Origin of the sequence: Pseudooceanicola nanhaiensis DSM 18065 (assembly GCF_000688295.1) — a bacterium.
GTDB classification, from domain to species: domain Bacteria; phylum Pseudomonadota; class Alphaproteobacteria; order Rhodobacterales; family Rhodobacteraceae; genus Pseudooceanicola; species Pseudooceanicola nanhaiensis.
This window is the reverse complement of sequence record NZ_JHZF01000013.1, coordinates 336,181-357,123: the sequence shown is the minus strand read 5'-3', so window position 1 is coordinate 357,123 and position 20,943 is coordinate 336,181. Positions and strand designations below refer to the sequence as shown.

The window sequence follows — 20,943 nt, the reverse complement described above, 5'->3', positions numbered from 1 at the left end:
ATTCCGCACGAGGAACGCGATGAAACCGGTCGACATCTACACAACGCCGATCTGCGGCTTCTGCCATGCCGCGAAACGGCTGCTGACCCAGAAGGGCGTCGCCTTCAACGAGATCGACGTGATGACGGACGCCGCGCGCAAGCAGGAGATGATCCAGCGCGCGAACGGCGGCCGCACCGTCCCGCAGATTTTCGTGGGCGAGACCCATGTCGGCGGCTGCGACGATCTCTATGCTCTGGAGCAGGCGGGCAAGCTCGACCCGCTGCTGGCGGATTGATGCGGACCGCGCTGCTGCAGATCACCTCGTCGGACGATCCCGAGGCGAACCTCTCCATGGTGTCCGACCTGATCCGCCGGGCCGCGGCGGAGGGGGCGGAGTTCGTCCTGACGCCCGAGGTCACCAATTGCGTCTCGGCCAGCCGCACCCGGCAGGAAGAGGTGCTGCGGATGCCCGAGGAGGATCCCTTCCTGGCCGCGATGCCGGCGCTTGCGCGGGAGCTGGGGATCTGGCTGCTGCTCGGCTCCATCGGGCTGAAGACGAACGATCCCGACGGGCGTTTCGCGAACCGGTCGTTCCTGTTCTCGCCCGAAGGGGCCGAGGTCGCCTGGTACGACAAGATCCACATGTTCGACGTGCAGGTCAGCGAGACCGAGACCTACCGCGAATCCGCGGGCTATCGCCCCGGAACCCGCGCCGTGGTGGCCGAGGCCGATTTCGCCCCGGTCGGCATGAGCGTCTGCTACGACGTCCGCTTCCCCGCGCTCTACCGGACGCTCGCACAGGCGGGCGCGCGGATCCTGACGGTTCCGGCCGCCTTCTCGCCCGTCACCGGCGCGGCGCATTGGGAAAGCCTGCTTCGCGCGCGGGCGATCGAGACCGGCTGCTGGGTGCTGGCCCCGGCGCAATGCGGCACCCACGCGGCGACGCGGGGCCGGGCGCGGTCGACCCACGGGCACGGCATGGCCGTCGCGCCCTGGGGCGAGGTGATCGTCGACCAGGGGACGGAGCCCGGGATCGCCAGCTTCGACCTCGACCTCGGTGCCGTGGACACGGCGCGCGGCAAGGTGCCCTCGCTGAGCCATGACAGGGAGTTCACCCTCGACCGATGAACATGAGCGATGCCACCCATTCCCTCGCGGTCACGCTGTTCAGCGAGATCCTGACCGCTGACCAGCTCGTCCGCAACCGGTTGAGCCGGGTGCTGCCGAAGGGGATGGAGATATCGCATTTCTCGGTGCTCAACCACCTCGTCCGGGGCGGAGAGCGGTCTCCGGCGCAGCTGGCCAAGGCGTTCCACGTGACCCGCGGGGCGATGACCAACACGCTGAACAAGCTGGAATGGGCGGGCTACGTCCACATCCGCCCCGACTGGGACGATGCGCGGCGCAAGATGGTCGCGATCTCTCCGGCGGGGCACAAGGCGCGGGATGCCGCGCTCTCGGCGATCACGCCGATGGTGACGGAATTGGTCGGCGAGCTGGGCGATGCCAAGGTTCGCGCCGCGCTGCCGATCCTGCGCGAACTGCGCCTGAAGCTCGAGGAGGGCTGAGGCGGGCGGCGCGTGCAGAGCACGGCGCTGCGGCGCGGGGACGACGTCAGAAGACCAGGATCTGCAGCCCGGCGGCGGCGGCATAGAGGCCGAGGATCAGCACGCTCTCCACCCCGATCCCGGCAGGGCCGTCCTTTTCGCGCACGATCAGCCCGGCCAGCAGCACCACGGTCATCAGCGCGGCGGCGACGATCCAGAAGTAATCCGACATCGCCGCGGCATGGTAGAGCGATCCGTCGCGATAGGCGGCGTCGGCGGCGCTCAGGAAGAGGGTGTCGAAGGTGTTCCCGCCGATGATCCCCCCGACGGCGAGCTGCAGCGCGCCGCGCCGGACGGCGGCCAGCGTGGTCACGAGCTCGGGCAGGGAGGTCACGACAGCCGTCATCAGCGCACCGACGAGGGACGCGGAAAAGCCCAGACGGTCCGTCAGCTCGGACCCGGTCTGCGCGATCACCCAGCCCGCAACGCCCATGCCCAGCATCAGAGCCCCGAATTCCCCGAACAGGCGCGGCGTCGACTTGCGCGCGGAGCCCTCGTCTTCGTCGTCGGGCGTATCGGCGCGCGTCTCACGCGTGCGGACGGGCTTCCACATCGGCTGTTCGCGGGTGGTGCGGCTGACGAACAGGCCCATGACGTAGACAGCCGGGATGAGAAAGCTGACCGGGTGGATCGCGAGGATGGTCCATTCCGGCGTGGTCAGGGCCGCGAAGGGCAGCATCAGCAGGCCCAGCAGGATCACGCCCTGGATGATGTTGGTCACCTCGGCCGCCGCATGTTCGAGGTTCGCCCGCCGGTGCACGAGGTCCGCGAGGGCGAGGAAGGCCGTCTGCGCCGCGATCCCGCCGATCGAGTTCGAGAAGGCCAGGGAGGCCCGTCCGTCCAGCGCCGCCGTCACCGAAACGACCGTGCCCGAGAGCGAGGTCGCCGCACCGAGGATCACGGCGCCGACGATGGCTTCGCCCAGCCCCGTGCGGTCGGCGATCTTGTCGGCGATGCCGGTCATCATGATCCCGCAGCCGCAGATCACCACGCCGGCGCCCGCGAAGAGCAGCAGGATCACGGTGAGGCTCGCCTCGGCGATCATGAACGCACGCCCGCGGGGCGGTGGAGGGGGGACAGGTCCGGCACGGGGGGCCAACGTCGCGGCTCGGGTCGGGTTCCCGCCCGGCCGGGCTCAGGCCCGGCTGACGGCACCAGACAACCGCAGGCTCAGGCGATCGCCGCCGTCACGTAGTTCACCGACAGGTCCCGGTCCGAGATCCGCCAGGCCCAGGACACCGGGTTGAAGACATAGCCCTTGCGGTCCACCGGCCGCATCCCGGCCCGTTCGAGCAGCGCGTAGAGCTCGTCGGGCGTGATGAACTTGTCCCATTCGTGGGTGCCCTTCGGCAGCCAGCGCATCACCCATTCGGCCCCCACGATCGCCATGGCGAAGCTCTTGGGATTGCGGTTGATGGTCGAGCAGAGATGCAGCCCGCCGGGCTTCAGCAGCTGCCGGCAGGCGGTGAGATAGGCCAGCGGATCGGCCACGTGCTCCACCACCTCCATGTTGAGCACGACATCGAAGGTCTCGCCGGCCGCGGCCATCGCCTCGGCCGTGGTGTGGCGGTAGTCGATCTCGAGCCCCGATTGCTCGGCATGCAGACGCGCCACGGGGATGTTCCGTTCGGCCGCGTCGGCGCCCACCACATCGGCCCCGAGCCGCGCCATCGGTTCGCAGAGCAGCCCGCCGCCGCAGCCGATGTCGAGCAGGCGCAGCCCCTCGAACGGGCGATCGGACGACAGGTCGCGGTCGAATTCCGCGGCGATCTGGCTGCAGACGTAGTCCAGCCGGACCGGGTTCATCATGTGCAGCGGCTTGAACTTTCCCGCCGGGTCCCACCATTCGGCGGCCATCGCCTCGAACTTGGCGACCTCGGCGGGATCGACGGTGGTTTGGGCCTCTGTCATTTGCATATCCCTCTGGTGACGGCGTCTCTTGCCTGTCTATATAGGGCCATGATGGACAAGTATCGCGGCCAAAAGAACGCAGCCCATTTCCTCTACCCGCCCGTCGATCCCTTCGACCGCCGGATGCTCGAGGTGGGCGATGGCCATGTGCTCTATGTGGAGCAGTCGGGCAACCCCGAAGGGCAGCCGGTCGTCGTGCTCCATGGCGGTCCGGGCGGCGGCTCCAGCCCCGCGATGCGGCGCTATTTCGACCCCGCGCATTACCGGATCATCCTGTTCGACCAGCGCGGCTGCGGGCGGTCGCGGCCCCATGCCAGCGTCGAGGCGAACACGACCTGGCACCTCGTCGCGGATACCGAGACGATCCGCAAGACGCTGGGCATCGAGCGCTGGATGGTCTTCGGCGGCTCCTGGGGCGCGACGCTGGCCCTGGTCTATGCGCAGACCCATCCCGACCGCGTGACCAACCTGATCCTGCGCGGCGTCTTCATGATGACGCAATCCGAGCTCGACTGGTTCTATGCCGGCGGCGCGGGGCGGTTCTGGCCCGAGATCTGGGCCCGGTTCGAGGGGCTGATCCCCGAGGACGAGCGGGACGACCTGATCGCGGCCTACCACCGGCGGCTCTTCTCGGGCGTCATTGCGGAAGAGGTGAAATACGCCCGCGCCTGGGCCCAGTGGGAGAACGCGCTGGCCTCGATGGCGTCGAACGGCGCCGGTGGCGAGCCGCCGGGCGATTACGCCCGCGCCTTCGCGCGGCTCGAGAACCATTACTTCATCAACGGCGGCTTCCTCGAGGAGGACGGGCATATCCTGAACCGGATGGACCGGATCGCGCACATCCCCGGCGTGATCGTGCAGGGCCGCTACGACATGATCTGCCCGCCGCGGATGGCCTACGAGCTGTCCTCGGCCTGGCCCAATTCCGAGATCCGGATGATCGCCCGCGCCGGCCACGCGCTTTCCGAACCCGACATCAGCGCCGAGCTGGTGCAGACGATGGACCGGCTGGCGAAGGCCTGAGCGCCTAGTCGGTCTTCGGCTTCGCCTTCAGCTTCTTCCAGACCCCGTTGGCCCGGCCGATCAGCGTCTCGCCGTCCATCACCACGCTTTCCATGAAGACGAGCGACCCGGTCTGGCGGGTGATCTTCGGATGCAGCTCGATGAAATGGCCGATCAGCGCGGGGGCGATGAAATCATAGCTGAAATGCACCGTCGCGACGGGCCGGTCGTCATGGGCGATCCGCACCGTGCGGCCCATGCCGCGGTCGGCGAGCGTCATCATCATGCCGCCCTGCACGACACCGTTCAGGTTCGCGTGCCGCGGCTCGGCCCGGAAGCCGTAGTGATAGACCTCGCCCGCGCGCTGCCGCCAGATCGGGCCGACGAGGTCGAGGAAGCCGATGTCCTCGATCTGCTCCCAGCCCTCTCCGGGTGGTGTCGTCTGCGGCGTCTGGGGGTCGAGCGTCATGGTGAGGGATCCGTCAGGCTGAAATCGCCCCGCCCTTAGCACGCGGCCTGACCGAACGGGAGGGCGCACGGGCACCCGCCAGCCATCTGAAGCGCCTCCGCTCCATGGGTCCTGGAATTCTCCGCGAACGGAGCCCCGCTAGGCCACCCGGGTCCGCCGCCGCGTCAGCAGCATCTCGGCCCGGCCCTTCGTCAGCCATGCGATGCCGAAGGCCCAGACGCCGACCGCCTCGCACCAGAAGACGATCGAATTGTCGATCACGAAGCTGTGGATCGCCTCCGATCCGAACCGCCGCCCGATGGCGGCGAGGGTCGCGACGATCCCGACCGCGACGATGGCCAGGCCGCAGCCGCGGTAGACGGCGCGGCGCCGCGGGCTGCCGGTCCGGCCGAAATGCACGAAGCACATCCACGCCAGCGAATAGAGGAAGGCCTGTGCGAACAGGTAGTGCCCCAGCACCGCCGCCCTGAGCCCGAAGGCCGCCTGCGTCAGCGTGGTGACCTCCTGCGCCTCGGCCTCGCTGGGAAAGAGCGCGATGGCGATGGCCGAGATGCCGGCGATGTTCGTCAGGATCTCGTCCGAAACGGTTTCACCCGGCGCGCGGTCGTGGCCGCGGTAGGCAATCAGGAAGGTGCCGATGGCGAAGAGGCAGCCCACGAAGATGTCGCGCTGGATCGTGTGGTAGTAATCCGAGAGCGACGGCAGGATCCGCCCCTCCTCGACCCAGCCCGCGAAGAGCAGCATGAACGGCAGCCCCACGCCGAGCGCGCCCAGCATCTGCCGCACCCTGTAATAGGCGGCCACCACCTGGTCCGTCGGATCTCCGCGCATGATCACCCCCGATTTCCGCACATCCGTCGGAGGAAATCCTGCCCCGGCGCACCGTTTCGGGCAAGACGGGGAGATCGGACTTGCGCCGCCCCCCGATTCCCCCTATATGCCAGCTCAACAGCGGCGTGTCGGTGTCCTCGGGCCCCGATATTCCACCGGATGCATCGACGGGCCGCGCGCCCGTTTTTTTGTGCCCAGATCCCAGTGAGTGCGACATCCCATGAGTGACCTCATCGCCAAAGCCGCCATCGACCGGCGCCTGGCCGAGATCGTGACCCCCGTCATCGAGGACATGGGGTTCGAACTGGTCCGCGTCCGTCTGATGGGCGGCAGCAACACCACCAAGACCCTGCAGATCATGGCCGAGCGGCCGGGCGGCGGGATCGAGGTGGACGAATGCGCCCAGATCTCCACCGCGGTTTCCGCCGTGCTGGATGTCGAGGACCCGATCACCGACCCCTATGCGCTGGAGGTCTCCAGCCCCGGCATCGACCGCCCGCTGACCCGGCTGAAGGATTTCGAGACCTTCGAGGGCTATGAGGCAAGGCTCGAGACCAGCCAGATGATCGGCGGCCAGAAGCGCTTCAAGGGCGTGCTGGCCGGTGTCGAGGACGGCGAGGTGCTGATCAACCTCGACCAGGGGCACGAGGTCACGACCATCGGGCTCCAGTTCGACTGGCTCGCCGATGCCAAGCTCGTCCTGACCGACGATCTGATCAAGGAAATGCTCAAGGCCCGCAAGGATGCGGGTGTTCTGAACGAAAACGCCTTCGACGAGATCGAGGCGGACAGTGGTTCCGAGGAGGACTAAGGACAATGGCAATCACCTCTGCAAACCAGCTCGAGCTGCTGCAAACCGCCGAGGCCGTCGCGCGCGAAAAGATGATCGACCCCGGTCTGGTCGTCGAGGCGATGGAAGAGTCCCTCGCCCGGGCCGCCAAGAGCCGCTACGGCTCCGAGATGGACATCCGCGTGAAGATCGACCGCAAGACCGGCCGCGCGACCTTCACCCGCGTCCGCACCGTGGTCGAGGATGAAGATCTCGAGAACTACCAGGCCGAGATGACCGTCGAGCAGGCCAGGCAGTACATGGCCGAGCCGAAGGTCGGCGACACCTATGTCGAGGAAGTCCCCCCGGTCGAGATGGGCCGGATCGCGGCGCAATCCGCGAAGCAGGTCATCCTCCAGAAGGTCCGCGAAGCCGAGCGCGACCGCCAGTACGACGAATTCAAGGACCGCGTCGGCACGATCATCAACGGCCAGGTCAAGCGCGAGGAATACGGCAACGTCATCGTCGACGTCGGCACCGGCGAGGCGATCCTGCGCCGGAACGAGAAGATCGGCCGCGAGGCCTATCGCCCGAACGACCGGATCCGCTGCTACATCAAGGATGTCCGTCGCGAGACCCGCGGGCCGCAGATCTTCCTGTCCCGGACCGCGCCCGAGTTCATGGCCGAACTGTTCAAGATGGAAGTGCCCGAGATCTACGACGGCATCATCGAGATCAAGGCCGTGGCCCGCGACCCCGGGTCGCGCGCCAAGATCGGCGTCGTGTCCTACGACAATTCGATCGACCCGGTCGGCGCCTGCGTCGGCATGCGGGGCTCCCGCGTGCAGGCCGTGGTGAACGAGCTTCAGGGCGAGAAGATCGACATCATCCCGTGGTCCGAGGACCTGCCGACGTTCCTCGTGAACGCGCTGCAGCCGGCCGAGGTGTCGAAGGTGGTTCTGGACGAGGACGCCGAGCGGATCGAGGTCGTGGTGCCGGACGAGCAGCTCTCGCTCGCCATCGGCCGCCGCGGTCAGAACGTGCGCCTGGCCTCGCAGCTGACGGGTCTCGACATCGACATCATGACCGAGGCCGAGGAATCCGAACGTCGCCAGAAGGAGTTCGAGGAGCGGACCAAGCTCTTCATGGACACGCTGGACCTCGACGAATTCTTCGCGCAGCTGCTGGTGTCGGAAGGCTTCACCAACCTCGAAGAGGTGGCCTATGTCGAACAGGACGAGCTGCTGGTCATCGACGGTGTGGACGAAGGCACCGCCGAGGAGCTGCAGGCCCGGGCCCGCGATTACCTCGAGGCGCAGGCGAAAGCGGCGCTCGATCACGCCCGCGAGCTGGGCGTCGAGGACAGCCTCATTGATTTCGAGGGCCTGACACCCCAGATGGTAGAGGCGCTGGCCGAGGACGGCGTGAAAACGCTGGAAGATTTCGCCACCTGCGCCGATTGGGAACTGGCCGGCGGCTGGACCACGGTGGACGGCGAACGCGTCAAGGACGAGGGCCTGCTCGAGAAGTTCGACATGTCCCTCGACGAGGCGCAGCACCTGATCATGACGGCGCGTGTCTCGCTCGGCTGGGTCGATCCCGCGGACCTCGTGTCCGAGGAGGAAGAAACCGACGGCGAAGACGACGCCTCCGAAGAGGAGATCGGGGCCTGAGGCCCCGACCCGGGGGGCGCGCGGAATGAGTCGTGGCGGTGCAGAGAAGGACAGGTCCGACGGGCCGGAACGCAAGTGCATCGTCACGGGCGAGGTCCAGCCCAAGGGCGGCCTGGTGCGATTCGTGGTCAGCCCCGACGGGCTGGTCGTGCCGGACGTGCTGGAAAAGCTGCCCGGCCGTGGCATCTGGGTCAGCGCCGACCGCTCGGCGCTCGAGACGGCGGTGAAGAAGAAGGCCTTTGCCCGCGCCGCGCGACAGCTGGTCGAACTGCCCGACGATCTGGTCGGGATCGTCGAAGGCGCGGTCGCCCGCCATGTGGTGGAACTGCTTGGGCTGGCGCGGAAATCTGGCGACGCGGTCGCAGGTTACGAGAAGGTTAAGGACTGGCTCGACAAGGAGCGCGCCACGGTCCTGATACAGGCCAGCGATGGCTCGGGACGGGGCAAGTCGAAACTTTCGACGCCCCATTACGGCAAGTTCATCGGCTGGCTGACGATGGCGGAGATAGGGCAGGCCTTCGGCCGTCAACAGGCTGTGCATGCGGCTTTGGCGGCTGGCGGTCTGGCGAAACGTGTTGTAGAGGAGGCGCAAAGGCTGAAGGGCCTGCGGGCCGACCCCGGTGGGCAGCGGCCCGCCTGAAAGGATGTAAGACGTATATGAGCGACCAAGACGGGAAGAAAACTCTGGGTGTTCGTGGCGGCGGTCCCCGGTCGGGGAACGTGAAGCAGAGCTTCAGCCATGGCCGGACGAAGAACGTCGTGGTGGAGACCAAGCGCAAGCGTGTCGTGGTGCCGACGAAGCCCGGACAGAGCGGTGGCAAGACCGGACCCGGGGGCACGCCCCTCGGCGACCCGTCGCGCCGCCCCGCGGGCATTTCCGACGCCGAGATGGAGCGCCGGCTGAAGGCCCTTCAGGCCGCCAAGGCCCGTGAGGTCGAGGAAGCCGCGCAGCGCGAGGCCGTGGAGAAGGCCCGCGAGGAAGAACGCGAACGTCGCCGCGAGGAAATGGAAGCCAAGGCCCGCGAGGAACGCGAGCGGGAAGAGGCCCTGAAGGCGAAGGCCGAGGAAGAGGAGCGCCAGAAGCGCGAGGCGGAAGATGCGGCGAAGGCCGCGGCTGCCGCTGCCGCCGCGCCCGCCCCGGCCCCCGGCGAGGACCAGCCCGGCCGCGGTGCCGGTCGTGGCGCGCCGGCCAAGGCCAAGACGCCGGAACGTGCCGACCGCGAGGATCGCGGCGGCCGCGGCAAGGGCCGTGGCGACGACGGCAACCGCCGCTCGGGCAAGCTGACGCTGAACCAGGCGCTCGGCGGCGAGGGCGGCCGGCAGAAATCCATGGCCGCCATGAAGCGGAAGCAGGAGCGTGCGCGCCAGAAAGCCATGGGCGGCCCCGTCCAGCGCGAGAAGGTCGTGCGTGACGTTCAGGTCCCCGAGGCGATCATGGTCGGCGAACTTGCCAACCGGATGGCCGAACGTGTGGCCGATGTCGTCAAGGCGCTGATGCAGAACGGCATGATGGTCACGCAGAACCAGACCATCGACGCCGACACCGCCGAGCTGATCGTCGAGGAATTCGGCCACCGCATCGTCCGGGTCTCCGACTCCGACGTCGAGCAGGTGATCACGACCTCCGAGGACAAGCCCGAGGACATGAAGCCGCGCGCCCCGGTCATCACGATCATGGGCCACGTCGACCACGGCAAGACCTCGCTTCTGGACGCGATCCGGAACGCCAAGGTCGTCGCGGGCGAGGCCGGCGGGATCACCCAGCACATCGGCGCCTACCAGGTCGAGACCGAGGCCGGCCAGAAGCTGACCTTCCTCGACACGCCGGGCCACGCGGCCTTCACCTCGATGCGCTCGCGCGGCGCGCAGGTGACGGACATCGTGGTGCTCGTGGTGGCGGCGGATGACAGCGTCATGCCGCAGACGGTCGAGGCCATCAACCACGCCAAGGCGGCGGGTGTGCCGATGATCGTCGCGATCAACAAGATCGACAAGCCGGCGGCCGATCCGGACAAGGTCCGGGCCGGGCTGCTCCAGCACGAGGTCATCGTCGAGAAGATGTCCGGTGAAGTGCAGGACGTCGAGGTTTCGGCCCACACCGGCCAGGGCCTGGACGAGCTGCTCGAATCCATCGCGCTGCAGGCCGAGATCCTCGAGCTCAAGGCCAACCCCGACCGCAACGCCGAAGGCGCGGTGATCGAGGCGCAGCTCGACGTGGGCCGCGGCCCCGTCGCGACCGTGCTGGTCCAGAAGGGCACGCTGCACCAGGGCGACATCTTCGTCGTCGGCGAACAGTGGGGCAAGGTCCGCGCCATGGAGAACGACCGTGGCGAGCGCGTGAAGATCGCCGGGCCCTCGGTTCCGGTCGAGGTGCTCGGCCTCAACGGCACGCCCGAGGCCGGCGACGTCCTGAACGTCGTCGAGACCGAGGCGCAGGCCCGCGAGATCGCCGAGTACCGTGCGCAGGCCGCCAAGGACAAGCGCGCGGCAGCCGGTGCGGCCACCACGCTCGAACAGCTGATGCAGAAGGCCAAGGACGACAAGGACGTCACCGAGTTGCCGATCCTCGTCAAGGCGGACGTGCAGGGCTCGGCCGAGGCGATCGTTCAGGCGATGGAGAAGATCGGCAACGAGGAGGTGCGCGTCCGCGTGCTGCACTCGGGCGTCGGCGCCATCACCGAGAGCGACATCGGCCTTGCCGAAGCCTCGGGCGCGCCGGTCTTCGGCTTCAACGTCCGGGCCAATGCGCCTGCCCGCCAGTCGGCGAACCAGAAGGGCGTGGAAATCCGCTATTACAGCGTGATCTACGACCTCGTGGATGACGTGAAGGCGGCGGCCGAGGGCCTGCTCAGCGCCGAGATCCGCGAGCACTTCATCGGCTACGCGCAGATCAAGGAAGTCTTCAAGGTCACGGGCGTCGGCAAGGTCGCCGGCTGCCTGGTCACCGAGGGCGTCGCACGGCGCTCGGCCGGTGTGCGCCTGCTGCGGGACGACGTGGTGATCCACGAAGGCACGCTGAAGACGCTGAAGCGCTTCAAGGACGAAGTCGCCGAGGTCCAGTCGGGCCAGGAATGCGGCATGGCCTTCGAGAACTACGACGACATCCGCCCCGGCGACGTCATCGAGATCTTCACCCGCGAGGAAGTGGCGCGGACGCTGGCGTAAGCCCGGCGTCCCGCCCCGCTGGCCGCCTCATCCGGCGGCCAGCACCACCGCCACCCCGGCGACCGATATGGCGATCCCGGCGAATGTCGTCGGGGTCAGCGCCCGGTCGCCGTGGATGACGCGGTTCAATCCCATCACGATCAGCGGATAGGTCGCCATGAGCGGGGCCACGACCGTCACCGGTCCGTGGGTGAGGGCGGTGTAGAGGAAGACCACCGAAAGCCCGTTGCACAGGCCGATCACGCAGTACCACAGCACGCGGGGGTCCCGTGGCAGCGGCGCCGGAGAGACGACGCGCCGCACCGACACCAGCACGATGGCCGAGGCGACGTAGCCCACCGTCGTCGCCGCGAAGGCGTCGGGCCAGCTTTCCAGACCCAGCTTCACGATCGGCTGCGCCGCCCCGCGCAGCACGGCCGCGGCGAGCGGCAGCATCAGCACCCAGAGCGCGGCCCCGGCGTGCAGGCGCATCCGCTCGAGCGCCAGCATCAGCAGGCCGCCGCAGACCGCGAGGATGCCCAGCACCTGCCACGGGCCCGGGACGTCGCCCAGGAGGACCGCCGCGATCGCCACCGCGAAGAGCGGGGTGAGGTTGCCGAGCGCGCCGACGAGGTTCGGCCCGAGACGGACGTTCCCGGCGAAGTTCAGCAGGGTCACCACGGCGGGAAAGAACGCGCCCGCCAGCGTGAAGAGCGCAAGTCCGTGCGGATCGTAGCTGCCGACATCAATGGTGAAGGGCGCAAGGCAGAGGAAGAAGAGCGCGGAGGAGGGGACCGAGACGGCACCCCCGGCGACCGGCGGCGCGACCCGCAGGCCAAGCGGCGCCAGCACGATGCCGAAGGCGTAGAAGACCGCTGCCGCGAGGGCGGTCAGAACCAGAAGGATGTCCATGGAATGCTGCCTGCCGCCTCCCCGCGCGATCCTAGCGGTTGGCGCGGCGCGGGCCAGCGGAAAAGCGAAGGGCGGACCCCAAGGGGACCGCCCTGGCGTCGTCCGGTCCGGCACCCTGCGGCGCCGGGGTCGTCCTGATCAGGCCGCCGTGGTCTGGCGGGTCACAGGCAAGCCTGCGAAGATCTTGTCCCCGACGCGGACTTCGATCCGGCCGTCGGGCAGTTGACGAACGAACGTGCCTTGCACCGACACGTAGTTCCCCACGGTGATTGTTCTCTGCATGGTCCCTTCTTTCCTCCCCACAAAGGAAATGTAACGACAGAATTACACCAAAACATTGGCCAAATCACCAAGTTTGCATCTGAACTCTGCTCAAATTTTAGGAGACGCTGCGTGATCTTGTTCAAAAGACACACGACTGCCCCGACAACATGCGGGGCAGGGGGCATCGGGACTGGAAAGATGTTGTGTCAGACCCAGTCGCGGAGAATCGGGATGAGGGGCTCGTCGGCGGGCGGCATCGGGTAGGATCTGAGGTCCTTCGAACGCACCCATTTCAGCGCCTGACCTTCCTTTCCCTGCGGCGTGCCGTTCCACTTCCGGCAGGCAAAGAGCGGCATCAGCAGATGGAAATCCTCGTAGCTGTGCGAGGCGAAGGTCAGCGGCGCGAGGCAGCTCTGCCAGGTGTCGATGCCAAGCTCCTCCTGCAGTTCCCGGATCAGCGCGGCCTCGGGCGTCTCGCCCGGTTCGACCTTGCCGCCCGGAAACTCCCAGAGGCCGGCGAGGGATTTGCCCTCGGGCCGCTGGGTCAGGAGGATGCGCCCGTCGACGTCGATCAGCGCGACGGCAGAGACGAGGACGGTCTTCACGAGCGGTAATCGGCGTTGATGTCGATGTAGCCGTGGGTCAGGTCGCAGGTCCAGACCGTGGCCGCGCCCTCGGCCAGGCCCAGATCGACCGAGATCGAGAGGTTCTGCCCCTTCATGTGGGCCGCGCCGTCTTCCTCGCGGTAGCTTTCGGCGACCCAGCCCTTCTCGGCCACCAGCACGTCGCCGAAGCGGATGGTGATGAGGTCGCGGTCGGCCTCCGCCCCGGACTTGCCGATCGCCATGACGATCCGGCCCCAGTTCGGATCCTCGCCGGCGATGGCTGTCTTCACCAGCGGCGAGTTCGCGATGGACTTGGCGTGGATGCGCGCCTCTTCATCCGAGCGCGCACCGGTCACGGTGACCTCGACGAATTTCGTCGCGCCCTCGCCGTCCTTCACGACCTGCTGCGCGAGGTCGAGCATGACGCCGTGCAGCGCCTCTTCGAACGCCGCATTGCCCGCCTCGACCGAGACGCCCGAGGCGCCGGTGGCGGCCATCAGGAGCGTGTCGGAGGTCGAGGTGTCGCTGTCCACGGTGATGCAGTTGAAGGTCTTGTCGGAGATCGCGGAGACCATGTCCTGCAGGGCCGGGCGGGCGATCCTGGCGTCGGTGAAGATGTAGACCAGCATCGTGCCCATGTCGGGCTCGATCATGCCGGAGCCCTTGGCGATCCCGGCGATCTTCACGGTCTCGCCGTTGATCGAGACCTCGGCCGCGGCGCCCTTGGGATAGGTGTCGGTGGTCATTATGGCCTTCGCCGCCACCGCGATCGCAGCTTCGTCCAGCGCCGCCTTCAGCTCGTCCAGCTTGGCGGTGATCCGTTCGGCGGGGAGCTTCTCGCCGATCACGCCGGTCGAGGAGGTGAAGATGCGCTCCACCGGCAGGCCGAGCGCCTCGGCGGCCCCCCTGGTGACGGCCTCCGTGGCGGTGACGCCGTTCTTGCCGGTGAAGGCGTTGGCATTGCCCGAGTTCACGACGATCGCCGCGCCGGCCTCGCTGTCGCCGCCGATCTTGGCCTGGCAGTCGAGCACCGGGGCCGAGCGCGTGGAGGACCGGGTGAAGACCCCCGCCATCTGCGTGCCGGGGGCCAGCAGGGCCAGCATCACGTCCGTCCGCCCCGCATATCGGACCCCCGCCGCCACTGTGGCGAAGGAGGCGCCGCGGATCACCGGAAGCTCCGGGAAGGCGGCGGGTGCGAGGGGAGAGACGGGATACTTGCCCATTGGCTGCTTACTCCACGAGGTCCATGTTCGACAGCAGCGCAGGGTCGATGCTCTCGGCGCCGCTGCGATCGATTTCAGCCTTTTCGGTCAGCGCGTCAATATGCGCCTCGACCGCGGCGTTCTGGAGCTCGGCCTCGATCTCGGCCCGGACGTCGTCCAGCGCCGGAGCGGCCTGGTCGCGGACGTCTTCCAGCAGGATGACGTGCCAGCCGAACTGGGTCTCGACCGGGTCCTTGGTGTAGGCGCCGGGCTCGAGCGCGACGGTCGCCTCCTCGAAGGGTTTCACCATCATGCCGGGGCCGAACCAGCCGAGGTCGCCGCCGTTCGGGCCGGACGGGCCGGTCGAATTGTCCTGCGCGAGCTTGGCGAAGTCGGCGCCGTCGTCGAGCTGGGAGATCAGCTCGCGGGCCGCGTCCTCGGTCTCGACCAGGATGTGGCGGGCCTTGTATTCCTTGCCCTCGGTTTCCGCGTACTTCTCGTCATAGGCGGCCTGGATCTGCTCGTCGGTCACGGCGGTCTTCAGGAACTCCTCGATCGCGACACCGGCCATGCGGGCCATCCGCTCGTTCTCGAGCGACAGGGCCACGGCTTTCGGCGTCTCGCCCTCGTAGGATTGTTCGAGCAGGATCTGCTGGACGAGCTGGTCGAGGATGCCCTTGAACAGGACCTCGGGCGGCAGCTGGTTGTATTGCTGCGGCAGGGCGGAGCGCAGGACGATCATCTGGCCCAGCGTGACCTCCGTGCCGTTGACGGTGGCCACGACGGTATCGATGTCAGCGGACTCGACCGCGGCGCCCGGCGTTTCGGAGGGCGTTTCGGTCGGGGTCTCGCTCTGCGCCCAGAGCGGCAGCGGCGCGGCAAGCAGGGCGGCGGCAAGACCGGCCCGGATCATGTTGGTGGTCGGCATGGTGTTCCTTCCTTCGTGCCACGCGACCGGATGCCCCGGCGCCCAGCGTTGACAGTCATGGGTCCCACCCTTACATCGCCTTGTGTTAAAGGCGCGGGTGGCCATTCCGGCCCGTTCTATGGGCGGGGCCGAAGCCAGACAACCCCGCGCTTTCGCACGATGTCGTCAACGACCGGATCGGAATTGTCATGCTGGGTATCGGGACTATTGCCAAAAAGGTGTTCGGGACGCCGAACGACCGAAAAGTAAAGGCAGCCCGGCCACTTGTCGAAAGGATCAACGCCCTCGAACCCGAGTTCCAGGCGTTGAGCGACGCGGCGATCAAGGACAAGACCGAAGAGCTCGCGAAGCGCGCCATGGGCGGCGAGAGCCTCGACGATCTGCTGCCCGAGGCCTTCGCCAACTGCCGGGAAGCCGCCAAGCGCGCGCTCGGCCTGCGGGCCTTCGACGTGCAGCTTCTGGGCGGCATCTTCATGCACCAGGGTAACATTGCCGAGATGAAGACCGGCGAGGGCAAGACGCTCGTCGCGACCTTCCCGGCCTACCTGAACGCGCTGACCGGCAAGGGCGTGCACATCGTCACGGTGAACGACTATCTCGCCAAGCGCGACGCGGAATGGATGTCCAAGGTCTATGGCGCGCTCGGCCTGACCACGGGCGTCGTCTACCCGCAGCAGCCGCAGGACGAGAAGAAGGCGGCCTATGCCTGCGACGTGACCTATGCGACGAACAACGAGCTGGGCTTCGACTACCTGCGCGACAACATGAAATCCGAGCTGTCGGACATGTTCCAGCGCAAGCACAACTACGCCATCGTCGACGAGGTGGACTCGATCCTCATCGACGAGGCGCGGACGCCGCTGATCATCTCGGGCCCCTCCCAGGACAAGAGCGACCTCTACATCGCCATCGACAAGCTCATCCCCGAGCTGACCGACGAGATGTATTCGAAGGACGAGAAGGCCCGTCAGGTGACTTTCACCGACGAGGGCAACGAGTTCCTCGAACAGACCCTGCATGCCCGCGGTCTGCTGCCCGAGGGCCAGTCGCTCTACGATCCCGAGAGCACGACGATCATCCACCACGTCAACCAGGCGCTCCGCGCGCACAAGATGTTCCTGCGCGACAAGGATTACATCGTGCGGAACAACGAGGTCGTGCTGATCGACGAGTTCACCGGCCGGATGATGGCCGGGCGCCGCCTGTCCGAGGGGCTTCACCAGGCCATCGAGGCGAAGGAGGGCGTGCCGATCCAGCCCGAGAACGTGACGCTCGCGCAGGTGACGTTCCAGAACTACTTCCGCCTCTACGACAAGCTGGCCGGGATGACCGGCACCGCCGCGACCGAGGCCGACGAATTCCGCGAGATCTACTCGCTCGGCGTGGTCGAGGTGCCGACCAACCGTCCGATCGCCCGTCTGGACGAGGACGACGCCGTCTACCGGACCGCGCAGGAGAAATACGAGGCCATCGTCGAGATCATCCGCGAGGCCCACGCCAAGGGCCAGCCGATCCTCGTCGGCACCACCTCGATCGAGAAGTCCGAGCTGCTGAGCCAGTTCCTGACCAAGGCCGAGCTGCCGCACAACGTGCTGAACGCCCGCCACCACGAGCAGGAGGCGCAGATCGTCGCCGACGCCGGCAAGCTGGGCGCGATCACCATCGCGACGAACATGGCCGGCCGCGGGACCGACATCAAGCTGGGCGGCAATGTCGAGATGAAGGTGATGGAGGCTCTGGCCGCCAATCCCGAGGCGCACCCCGACGAGGTCCGCGCCCGGATCGAGGCCGAGCACGCCGAGGAAGAGGCGAAGGTGAAGGAGGCCGGCGGTCTCTTCGTGCTCGCCACCGAACGGCACGAAAGCCGCCGGATCGACAACCAGCTCCGCGGCCGTTCGGGCCGGCAGGGCGACCCGGGCCGGTCGTCGTTCTTCCTGTCCCTGGAAGACGACCTGATGCGGATCTTCGGTTCGGACCGCCTGGACAAGGTCCTCTCGGGCCTCGGCATGAAGGAAGGCGAGGCGATCATCCACCCTTGGGTGAACAAGTCGCTCGAACGCGCCCAGGCCAAGGTCGAGGGCCGCAACTTCGACATGCGGAAGAACGTCCTCAAGTTCGACGACGTGATGAACGAACAGCGGAAGCTGGTCTTCAAGCAGCGCATGGAGATCATGGAGGCGAACGACCTCTCCGAGATGGTGACCGAGATGCGCCACGAGGTGATCGACGACCTCGTCTCGGAGTACATCCCCGAACGCGCCTATGCCGACCAGTGGAACGTCGAGGGGCTGCACGCCGCGGTGATCGAGAAGCTGGGCATCGAGGAGCCGGTCATGGCCTGGGCCGCCGAGGAAGGCGTGGACGACGAGATCATCATCGAGCGGCTCGAGAAGGCCAGCGACGAGATGATGGCCAAGAAGACCGAGGCCTTCGGTCCCGAGAACATGCGCAGCATCGAGAAGCAGATCCTGCTTCAGTCGATCGACGGCAAGTGGCGCGAACACCTGCTGACGATGGAGCACCTGCGCTCGGTCGTGGGCTTCCGCGGCTACGCGCAGCGCGATCCGCTGAACGAGTACAAGAAGGAAGCCTTCCAGCTCTTCGAATCCATGCTCGATTCGCTGCGCGAAGAGGTCACGGCGACCCTTTCCCGCGTGCGCCCGATGACCGAGGAAGAGCAGCGCCAGCAATTCGCCTTCTTCCAGCAGCAGCTCGCGCAGCAGCAGGAGGCCGCGAAGCAGGCCGACGCCGTGCAGGCCGATCCGGTCCAGCCCGGCGCCGCGATCGAGGGCTTCGACGAGAGCGACCCCTCGACCTGGGGCAACCCCTCGCGCAACGATTCCTGCCCCTGCGGGTCGGGCAAGAAGTTCAAGCACTGCCACGGCGCGCTCTGAGCCTTGGCCTCGCGGTCATTGTGATGATTCCGGGTCACGCAATGGCCGCATTGCGTGCCCGCGCCAGCCATAGCTCGGCCCCTTTCCGGTTTCATACTATGATCGGAATGTTTCGCCATGGAGGGTAGCGTGGCACGCAAGGTACTGATCGCCGCCGGCGCCGTGGGAACCGCCGCCGCCGCGGGTTTCTTCATGCAGATGGGCGCCGGTCAGCCCGGTCATGCCGCGGCGCCGGCTGCCTCCGTTGTCCTGACCGACGCGCCCTCGGAGCCCGCCCCGATGGCGCTGTCGGGGATCACCCTCACCTCCTCCCTGCCCGAGACCGGCGCGTCTACCGCACGCCCGCTCGCGGCGCCGACCTCCGCGCCGCGGCTCGACACGATGCCCGAACCGGGGGCCGACCGCCTGCCCGGCGCCCCCGCCGTCGCCTCGATCACCGAGGCGCCCGCGGACGAGTCGGGCCCCGCGGAGTGCCGTGTCGAACTGGCCGCGCAGAGCTCGGTCGCCGCGCTCGTGACCCTCAGCTTCTCGGCGAACTGCGCGCCCTACACCCGCGTCTCCTTTGCCCACGAGGGCATGGAATTCGGCGAGCTGACCGACAGCGACGGCCGGATCGAGATCGCCGTGCCCGCGCTGGCCGAAACGGCCGTCTTCACCGCCACCCTGCCCGACGGGACCGGGGCCGAGGCCACGACCCAGGTCGGCTCCGTCCTCTTCTACGACCGCATAGTCCTTCAGACCGAAGGGCGCACCGGGCTGACCCTGCACGCGCTGGAATTCGGCGCGGGTTACGAGGACGAGGGCCATGTCTGGGCCGGCGCGCCCCGCGATCCCGCCGTGGCCGCGCGGGGCGAGGGCGGCTTCCTGATGATGCTGGGCGACCCGTCGCTGCCGGATGCGGACCTTGCGCAGGTCTATTCCTACCCGAGCGGCACCTCGCTCAAGGCGGGCGAGGTCGCCATGTCGGTCGAGGCCGAGGTGCTCCGCGCGACCTGCGACGGAGAGGTCACGGCGACGATCACCCGGATCCGCGAAGGCGAACGTGCGGCGCCGCAACAGGTCACCCTGCCGATGCCGGACTGCGACTCCGTCGGGGGCTTTCTGGTGTTGAAAAGCCCGGTCAATGACCTGAAGATCGCAGGCAGGTAGGGCGACGGCCGAGGTCAATCACATGCAAGTGTCCTGTGCGGCGAGCTTCGCCGCACAAGTTCTTTTCTGGATGATGCTGCTCCTGCCGTTGCCACTGGCGGCGCAGGACGTGACGCTCATCTCCCGCGACGGCAAGGTCGAGATCGCCGGCACGCTGCTCGGGTTCGATGGCGAATTCTACCGGGTCGACACCGCCTATGGAGAGCTGACCGTCGACGGCTCGGGCGTGAACTGCGACGGGCCGGGCTGCCCGGACCTCGAAACCTATGTCGCCGAGCTGCGCATCTCGGGCGCCGCCGCCGCGGGCGAGGTGCTGCTGCCCGCGCTGATCGAGGGCTTCGCGCTGCGCAGCGGTTTTGCCGTCACGCGTGAGGAACGGCCCGGCCAGCGGGTGCTCTACACCCTGGCCGTGGCCGAGAGCGGCCGCCCGGCGGCCCGCGTGCTGATCCATTCCACCAACACCGACGAAGGCTTCGCCGACCTGCTCGCCAACGAGGCGGACATCGTCATGTCCCTGCGCGAAATCCGCGAGGCAGAGGCCGAGCGCGCATGGGAGGCCGGCATGGGCGACATGCGCGCGGCCGGCCGGGTGAGGGTTCTGGCGCTGGATGCGCTGGTGCCGATCGTGGCGCCGGACAATCCGGTGCGCGCCATCTCCGTCCCGGACCTCGCCGCGGTCTTCTCGGGCGAGATCACCAGCTGGTCCCGGCTCGGCGGCCCCGAGGCGCCGATCTCCGTGCACCTGCGCGACCCCGTCGCCGGTCTGGCTCAGGCGGTGGAGGACCGGCTGCTCGCCCCCGTCGGCGCCACCCTGCGCGCCGATGTCGTCCGCCACCCCTCGGACCGGGCGCTGACGGCCGCCGTGATCCAGGACCCCTTCGCCCTCGCGCTCTCCACCACGTCCGAGACCGGGAACGCGGTGCCGCTCGGCCTTTCCGGTGCCTGCGGTTTCGCGATGCAGGCGACGCGGCGCAATGCCAAGACCGAGGATTACCCGCTGACCGCGCCGGTCTTCCTCTACACTCCTGCCCGTCGCCTGCCGCAGATCGCGCGCGCCTTCCTCGACTACACGCGCAGCGATGCGGCCCAGCTGGTCATCCGCCGTGCGGGGTTCATCGACCAGACGCCGGAGGAGATACCGATCACCGATCAGGGCGACCGTTTCGCCAACGCCATCGCCCTGGCCGGGACCGAGGTCACGATTTCCGAACTCAGGCGTATGGTCGCGGTGCTGAGGCCCCTCCGCCGCCTGACGCTGTCGTTCCGCTTCGAGCCCGGATCGACCGAACTGGACGCGCAATCCCGGTCGAACATCCGCCGTCTGGCCGCCGACCTCGAGACCGGGCAGTTCGATGGCCGGCGGCTGGTCTTCATCGGTTTCTCGGATGGCAAGGGCCGTGCCGAGAGCAATGCCCGGATCGCCCGCACCCGCGCCGAAGGCGTGCGCCGCGCGGTCCTGTCGGCGGCCGAGACGATGGACGAGACCCGCGTCAGGCTGGAGGTGGACGCCTTTGGCGAGGCGATGCCCATGGCCTGCGACGACAGCACATGGGGTGCCAAGGCAAACCGCCGGGTCGAGGTCTGGGTGAAATAGCGCAAGC

20 protein-coding genes are annotated in these 20,943 nt (G+C 67.9%); 11 read left to right on the top strand and 9 right to left on the bottom strand.

Annotation, left to right across the window (positions count from 1 at the left end):
• The first annotated feature begins 19 nt into the window (after positions 1–19).
• Genes grxC through Q344_RS0111790 form a run of 3 tightly spaced genes read left to right on the top strand, consistent with a single transcriptional unit; the run spans position 20 to position 1,550 of the window.
• Positions 20–277 (top strand): glutaredoxin 3, encoded by a 258-nt coding sequence (gene grxC, locus Q344_RS0111800; protein WP_028286885.1) that lies wholly within the window; start codon positions 20–22, stop codon positions 275–277.
• Entirely contained in the window at positions 277–1,110 is an 834-nt protein-coding gene (locus Q344_RS0111795) for a carbon-nitrogen hydrolase family protein (RefSeq protein WP_028286884.1), read from the top strand. Before grxC ends, Q344_RS0111795 begins: the two co-directional genes overlap by 1 nt.
• A gap of 2 nt (positions 1,111–1,112) precedes the next feature.
• Positions 1,113–1,550 carry a MarR family winged helix-turn-helix transcriptional regulator gene (locus tag Q344_RS0111790; protein WP_028286883.1) on the top strand — a complete coding sequence of 146 codons (438 nt, stop codon included), beginning with the start codon at positions 1,113–1,115 and terminating at the stop codon, positions 1,548–1,550.
• Positions 1,551–1,596: 46 nt separating this feature from the next.
• Here Q344_RS0111790 and Q344_RS0111785 read toward each other — a convergent pair whose 3' ends face one another.
• Together Q344_RS0111785 and ubiG are read right to left on the bottom strand one after the other, a co-directional pair.
• Positions 1,597–2,634, bottom strand: coding sequence for a sodium:calcium antiporter (locus Q344_RS0111785; RefSeq protein WP_028286882.1), 1,038 nt, complete (start codon positions 2,632–2,634; stop codon positions 1,597–1,599).
• Positions 2,635–2,759: 125 nt separating this feature from the next.
• A complete protein-coding gene (gene ubiG / locus Q344_RS0111780) occupies positions 2,760–3,500 on the bottom strand; it encodes a bifunctional 2-polyprenyl-6-hydroxyphenol methylase/3-demethylubiquinol 3-O-methyltransferase UbiG (protein ID WP_028286881.1) in 741 nt (246 codons plus the stop codon).
• 51 nt (positions 3,501–3,551) lie between these two features.
• On the opposite strand from ubiG, the gene pip reads away from it, so the two are divergent.
• Positions 3,552–4,523, top strand: a complete 972-nt coding sequence (gene pip / locus Q344_RS0111775) for a prolyl aminopeptidase (RefSeq protein WP_028286880.1) — start codon at positions 3,552–3,554, stop codon at positions 4,521–4,523.
• Positions 4,524–4,527: 4 nt separating this feature from the next.
• Here the strand turns inward: pip and Q344_RS0111770 are convergent, their stop codons facing one another.
• On the bottom strand, positions 4,528–4,971 hold the full coding sequence (locus tag Q344_RS0111770; protein ID WP_028286879.1) for a PaaI family thioesterase: 444 nt from the start codon (positions 4,969–4,971) through the stop codon (positions 4,528–4,530).
• Between the two features lie 138 nt (positions 4,972–5,109).
• Complete coding sequence (locus Q344_RS0111765; protein ID WP_156954697.1) at positions 5,110–5,802, bottom strand: hypothetical protein; 693 nt, start codon at positions 5,800–5,802, stop codon at positions 5,110–5,112.
• A 220-nt stretch (positions 5,803–6,022) separates the two neighbouring features.
• Between Q344_RS0111765 and rimP the strand changes: the two genes are divergently transcribed.
• The 4 genes from rimP to infB are packed head-to-tail and all read left to right on the top strand — an operon-like array spanning position 6,023 to position 11,409.
• The gene (gene rimP, locus Q344_RS0111760; RefSeq protein WP_028286877.1) at positions 6,023–6,613 is read left to right on the top strand and encodes a ribosome maturation factor RimP; all 591 of its coding nucleotides are present in this window, start codon (positions 6,023–6,025) and stop codon (positions 6,611–6,613) included.
• 5 nt (positions 6,614–6,618) lie between these two features.
• Entirely contained in the window at positions 6,619–8,244 is a 1,626-nt protein-coding gene (gene nusA / locus Q344_RS0111755; RefSeq protein ID WP_028286876.1) for a transcription termination factor NusA, read from the top strand.
• 25 nt (positions 8,245–8,269) lie between these two features.
• Complete coding sequence (locus Q344_RS0111750) at positions 8,270–8,884, top strand: RNA-binding protein (protein ID WP_028286875.1); 615 nt, start codon at positions 8,270–8,272, stop codon at positions 8,882–8,884.
• Between the two features lie 17 nt (positions 8,885–8,901).
• On the top strand, positions 8,902–11,409 hold the full coding sequence (infB, locus tag Q344_RS0111745; protein WP_028286874.1) for a translation initiation factor IF-2: 2,508 nt from the start codon (positions 8,902–8,904) through the stop codon (positions 11,407–11,409).
• Between the two features lie 27 nt (positions 11,410–11,436).
• Here the strand turns inward: infB and Q344_RS0111740 are convergent, their stop codons facing one another.
• The 5 genes from Q344_RS0111740 to Q344_RS0111720 all read right to left on the bottom strand — a co-directional run bounded on the left by Q344_RS0111740 (position 11,437) and on the right by Q344_RS0111720 (position 15,299).
• Positions 11,437–12,300 (bottom strand): DMT family transporter, encoded by an 864-nt coding sequence (locus Q344_RS0111740; protein ID WP_028286873.1) that lies wholly within the window; start codon positions 12,298–12,300, stop codon positions 11,437–11,439.
• Between the two features lie 138 nt (positions 12,301–12,438).
• A complete protein-coding gene (locus tag Q344_RS26360; RefSeq protein WP_169739191.1) occupies positions 12,439–12,582 on the bottom strand; it encodes a hypothetical protein in 144 nt (47 codons plus the stop codon).
• 188 nt (positions 12,583–12,770) lie between these two features.
• A complete protein-coding gene (gene mutT / locus Q344_RS0111730; RefSeq protein WP_028286872.1) occupies positions 12,771–13,169 on the bottom strand; it encodes an 8-oxo-dGTP diphosphatase MutT in 399 nt (132 codons plus the stop codon).
• The gene (gene argJ / locus Q344_RS0111725) at positions 13,166–14,392 is read right to left on the bottom strand and encodes a bifunctional glutamate N-acetyltransferase/amino-acid acetyltransferase ArgJ (protein ID WP_028286871.1); all 1,227 of its coding nucleotides are present in this window, start codon (positions 14,390–14,392) and stop codon (positions 13,166–13,168) included. The genes mutT and argJ overlap by 4 nt, the downstream gene beginning before the upstream one ends.
• Positions 14,393–14,399: 7 nt before the next feature.
• A complete protein-coding gene (locus Q344_RS0111720) occupies positions 14,400–15,299 on the bottom strand; it encodes a peptidylprolyl isomerase (RefSeq protein WP_028286870.1) in 900 nt (299 codons plus the stop codon).
• Between the two features lie 188 nt (positions 15,300–15,487).
• Here Q344_RS0111720 and secA point away from each other — a divergent pair, with 188 nt between their 5' ends.
• The 3 genes from secA (at position 15,488) to Q344_RS0111705 (ending at position 20,936) form a co-directional block, all read left to right on the top strand.
• The gene (gene secA, locus Q344_RS0111715; protein ID WP_028286869.1) at positions 15,488–18,193 is read left to right on the top strand and encodes a preprotein translocase subunit SecA; all 2,706 of its coding nucleotides are present in this window, start codon (positions 15,488–15,490) and stop codon (positions 18,191–18,193) included.
• A gap of 129 nt (positions 18,194–18,322) precedes the next feature.
• Entirely contained in the window at positions 18,323–19,342 is a 1,020-nt protein-coding gene (locus tag Q344_RS0111710) for a hypothetical protein (RefSeq protein ID WP_028286868.1), read from the top strand.
• 22 nt (positions 19,343–19,364) lie between these two features.
• Complete coding sequence (locus Q344_RS0111705; protein ID WP_028286867.1) at positions 19,365–20,936, top strand: phosphate ABC transporter substrate-binding/OmpA family protein; 1,572 nt, start codon at positions 19,365–19,367, stop codon at positions 20,934–20,936.
• Positions 20,937–20,943 lie beyond the last annotated feature (7 nt).

What these genes read in the sequence shown, in the direction of transcription:
- Q344_RS26360 (WP_169739191.1), bottom strand. Translation starts at nt 12,582, where the DNA reads ATGCAGAGAACAATCACCGTGGGGAACTACGTGTCGGTGCAAGGCACG.
- Q344_RS0111765 (WP_156954697.1), bottom strand. Translation starts at nt 5,802, where the DNA reads ATGCGCGGAGATCCGACGGACCAGGTGGTGGCCGCCTATTACAGGGTG.
- infB (WP_028286874.1), top strand. Translation starts at nt 8,902, where the DNA reads ATGAGCGACCAAGACGGGAAGAAAACTCTGGGTGTTCGTGGCGGCGGT.
- Q344_RS0111750 (WP_028286875.1), top strand. Translation starts at nt 8,270, where the DNA reads ATGAGTCGTGGCGGTGCAGAGAAGGACAGGTCCGACGGGCCGGAACGC.
- grxC (WP_028286885.1), top strand. Translation starts at nt 20, where the DNA reads ATGAAACCGGTCGACATCTACACAACGCCGATCTGCGGCTTCTGCCAT.
- Q344_RS0111785 (WP_028286882.1), bottom strand. Translation starts at nt 2,634, where the DNA reads ATGATCGCCGAGGCGAGCCTCACCGTGATCCTGCTGCTCTTCGCGGGC.
- Q344_RS0111770 (WP_028286879.1), bottom strand. Translation starts at nt 4,971, where the DNA reads ATGACGCTCGACCCCCAGACGCCGCAGACGACACCACCCGGAGAGGGC.
- Q344_RS0111705 (WP_028286867.1), top strand. Translation starts at nt 19,365, where the DNA reads ATGCAAGTGTCCTGTGCGGCGAGCTTCGCCGCACAAGTTCTTTTCTGG.
- rimP (WP_028286877.1), top strand. Translation starts at nt 6,023, where the DNA reads ATGAGTGACCTCATCGCCAAAGCCGCCATCGACCGGCGCCTGGCCGAG.
- Q344_RS0111795 (WP_028286884.1), top strand. Translation starts at nt 277, where the DNA reads ATGCGGACCGCGCTGCTGCAGATCACCTCGTCGGACGATCCCGAGGCG.
- Q344_RS0111740 (WP_028286873.1), bottom strand. Translation starts at nt 12,300, where the DNA reads ATGGACATCCTTCTGGTTCTGACCGCCCTCGCGGCAGCGGTCTTCTAC.
- secA (WP_028286869.1), top strand. Translation starts at nt 15,488, where the DNA reads ATGCTGGGTATCGGGACTATTGCCAAAAAGGTGTTCGGGACGCCGAAC.
- Q344_RS0111720 (WP_028286870.1), bottom strand. Translation starts at nt 15,299, where the DNA reads ATGCCGACCACCAACATGATCCGGGCCGGTCTTGCCGCCGCCCTGCTT.
- nusA (WP_028286876.1), top strand. Translation starts at nt 6,619, where the DNA reads ATGGCAATCACCTCTGCAAACCAGCTCGAGCTGCTGCAAACCGCCGAG.
- pip (WP_028286880.1), top strand. Translation starts at nt 3,552, where the DNA reads ATGGACAAGTATCGCGGCCAAAAGAACGCAGCCCATTTCCTCTACCCG.
- argJ (WP_028286871.1), bottom strand. Translation starts at nt 14,392, where the DNA reads ATGGGCAAGTATCCCGTCTCTCCCCTCGCACCCGCCGCCTTCCCGGAG.
- ubiG (WP_028286881.1), bottom strand. Translation starts at nt 3,500, where the DNA reads ATGACAGAGGCCCAAACCACCGTCGATCCCGCCGAGGTCGCCAAGTTC.
- Q344_RS0111790 (WP_028286883.1), top strand. Translation starts at nt 1,113, where the DNA reads ATGAGCGATGCCACCCATTCCCTCGCGGTCACGCTGTTCAGCGAGATC.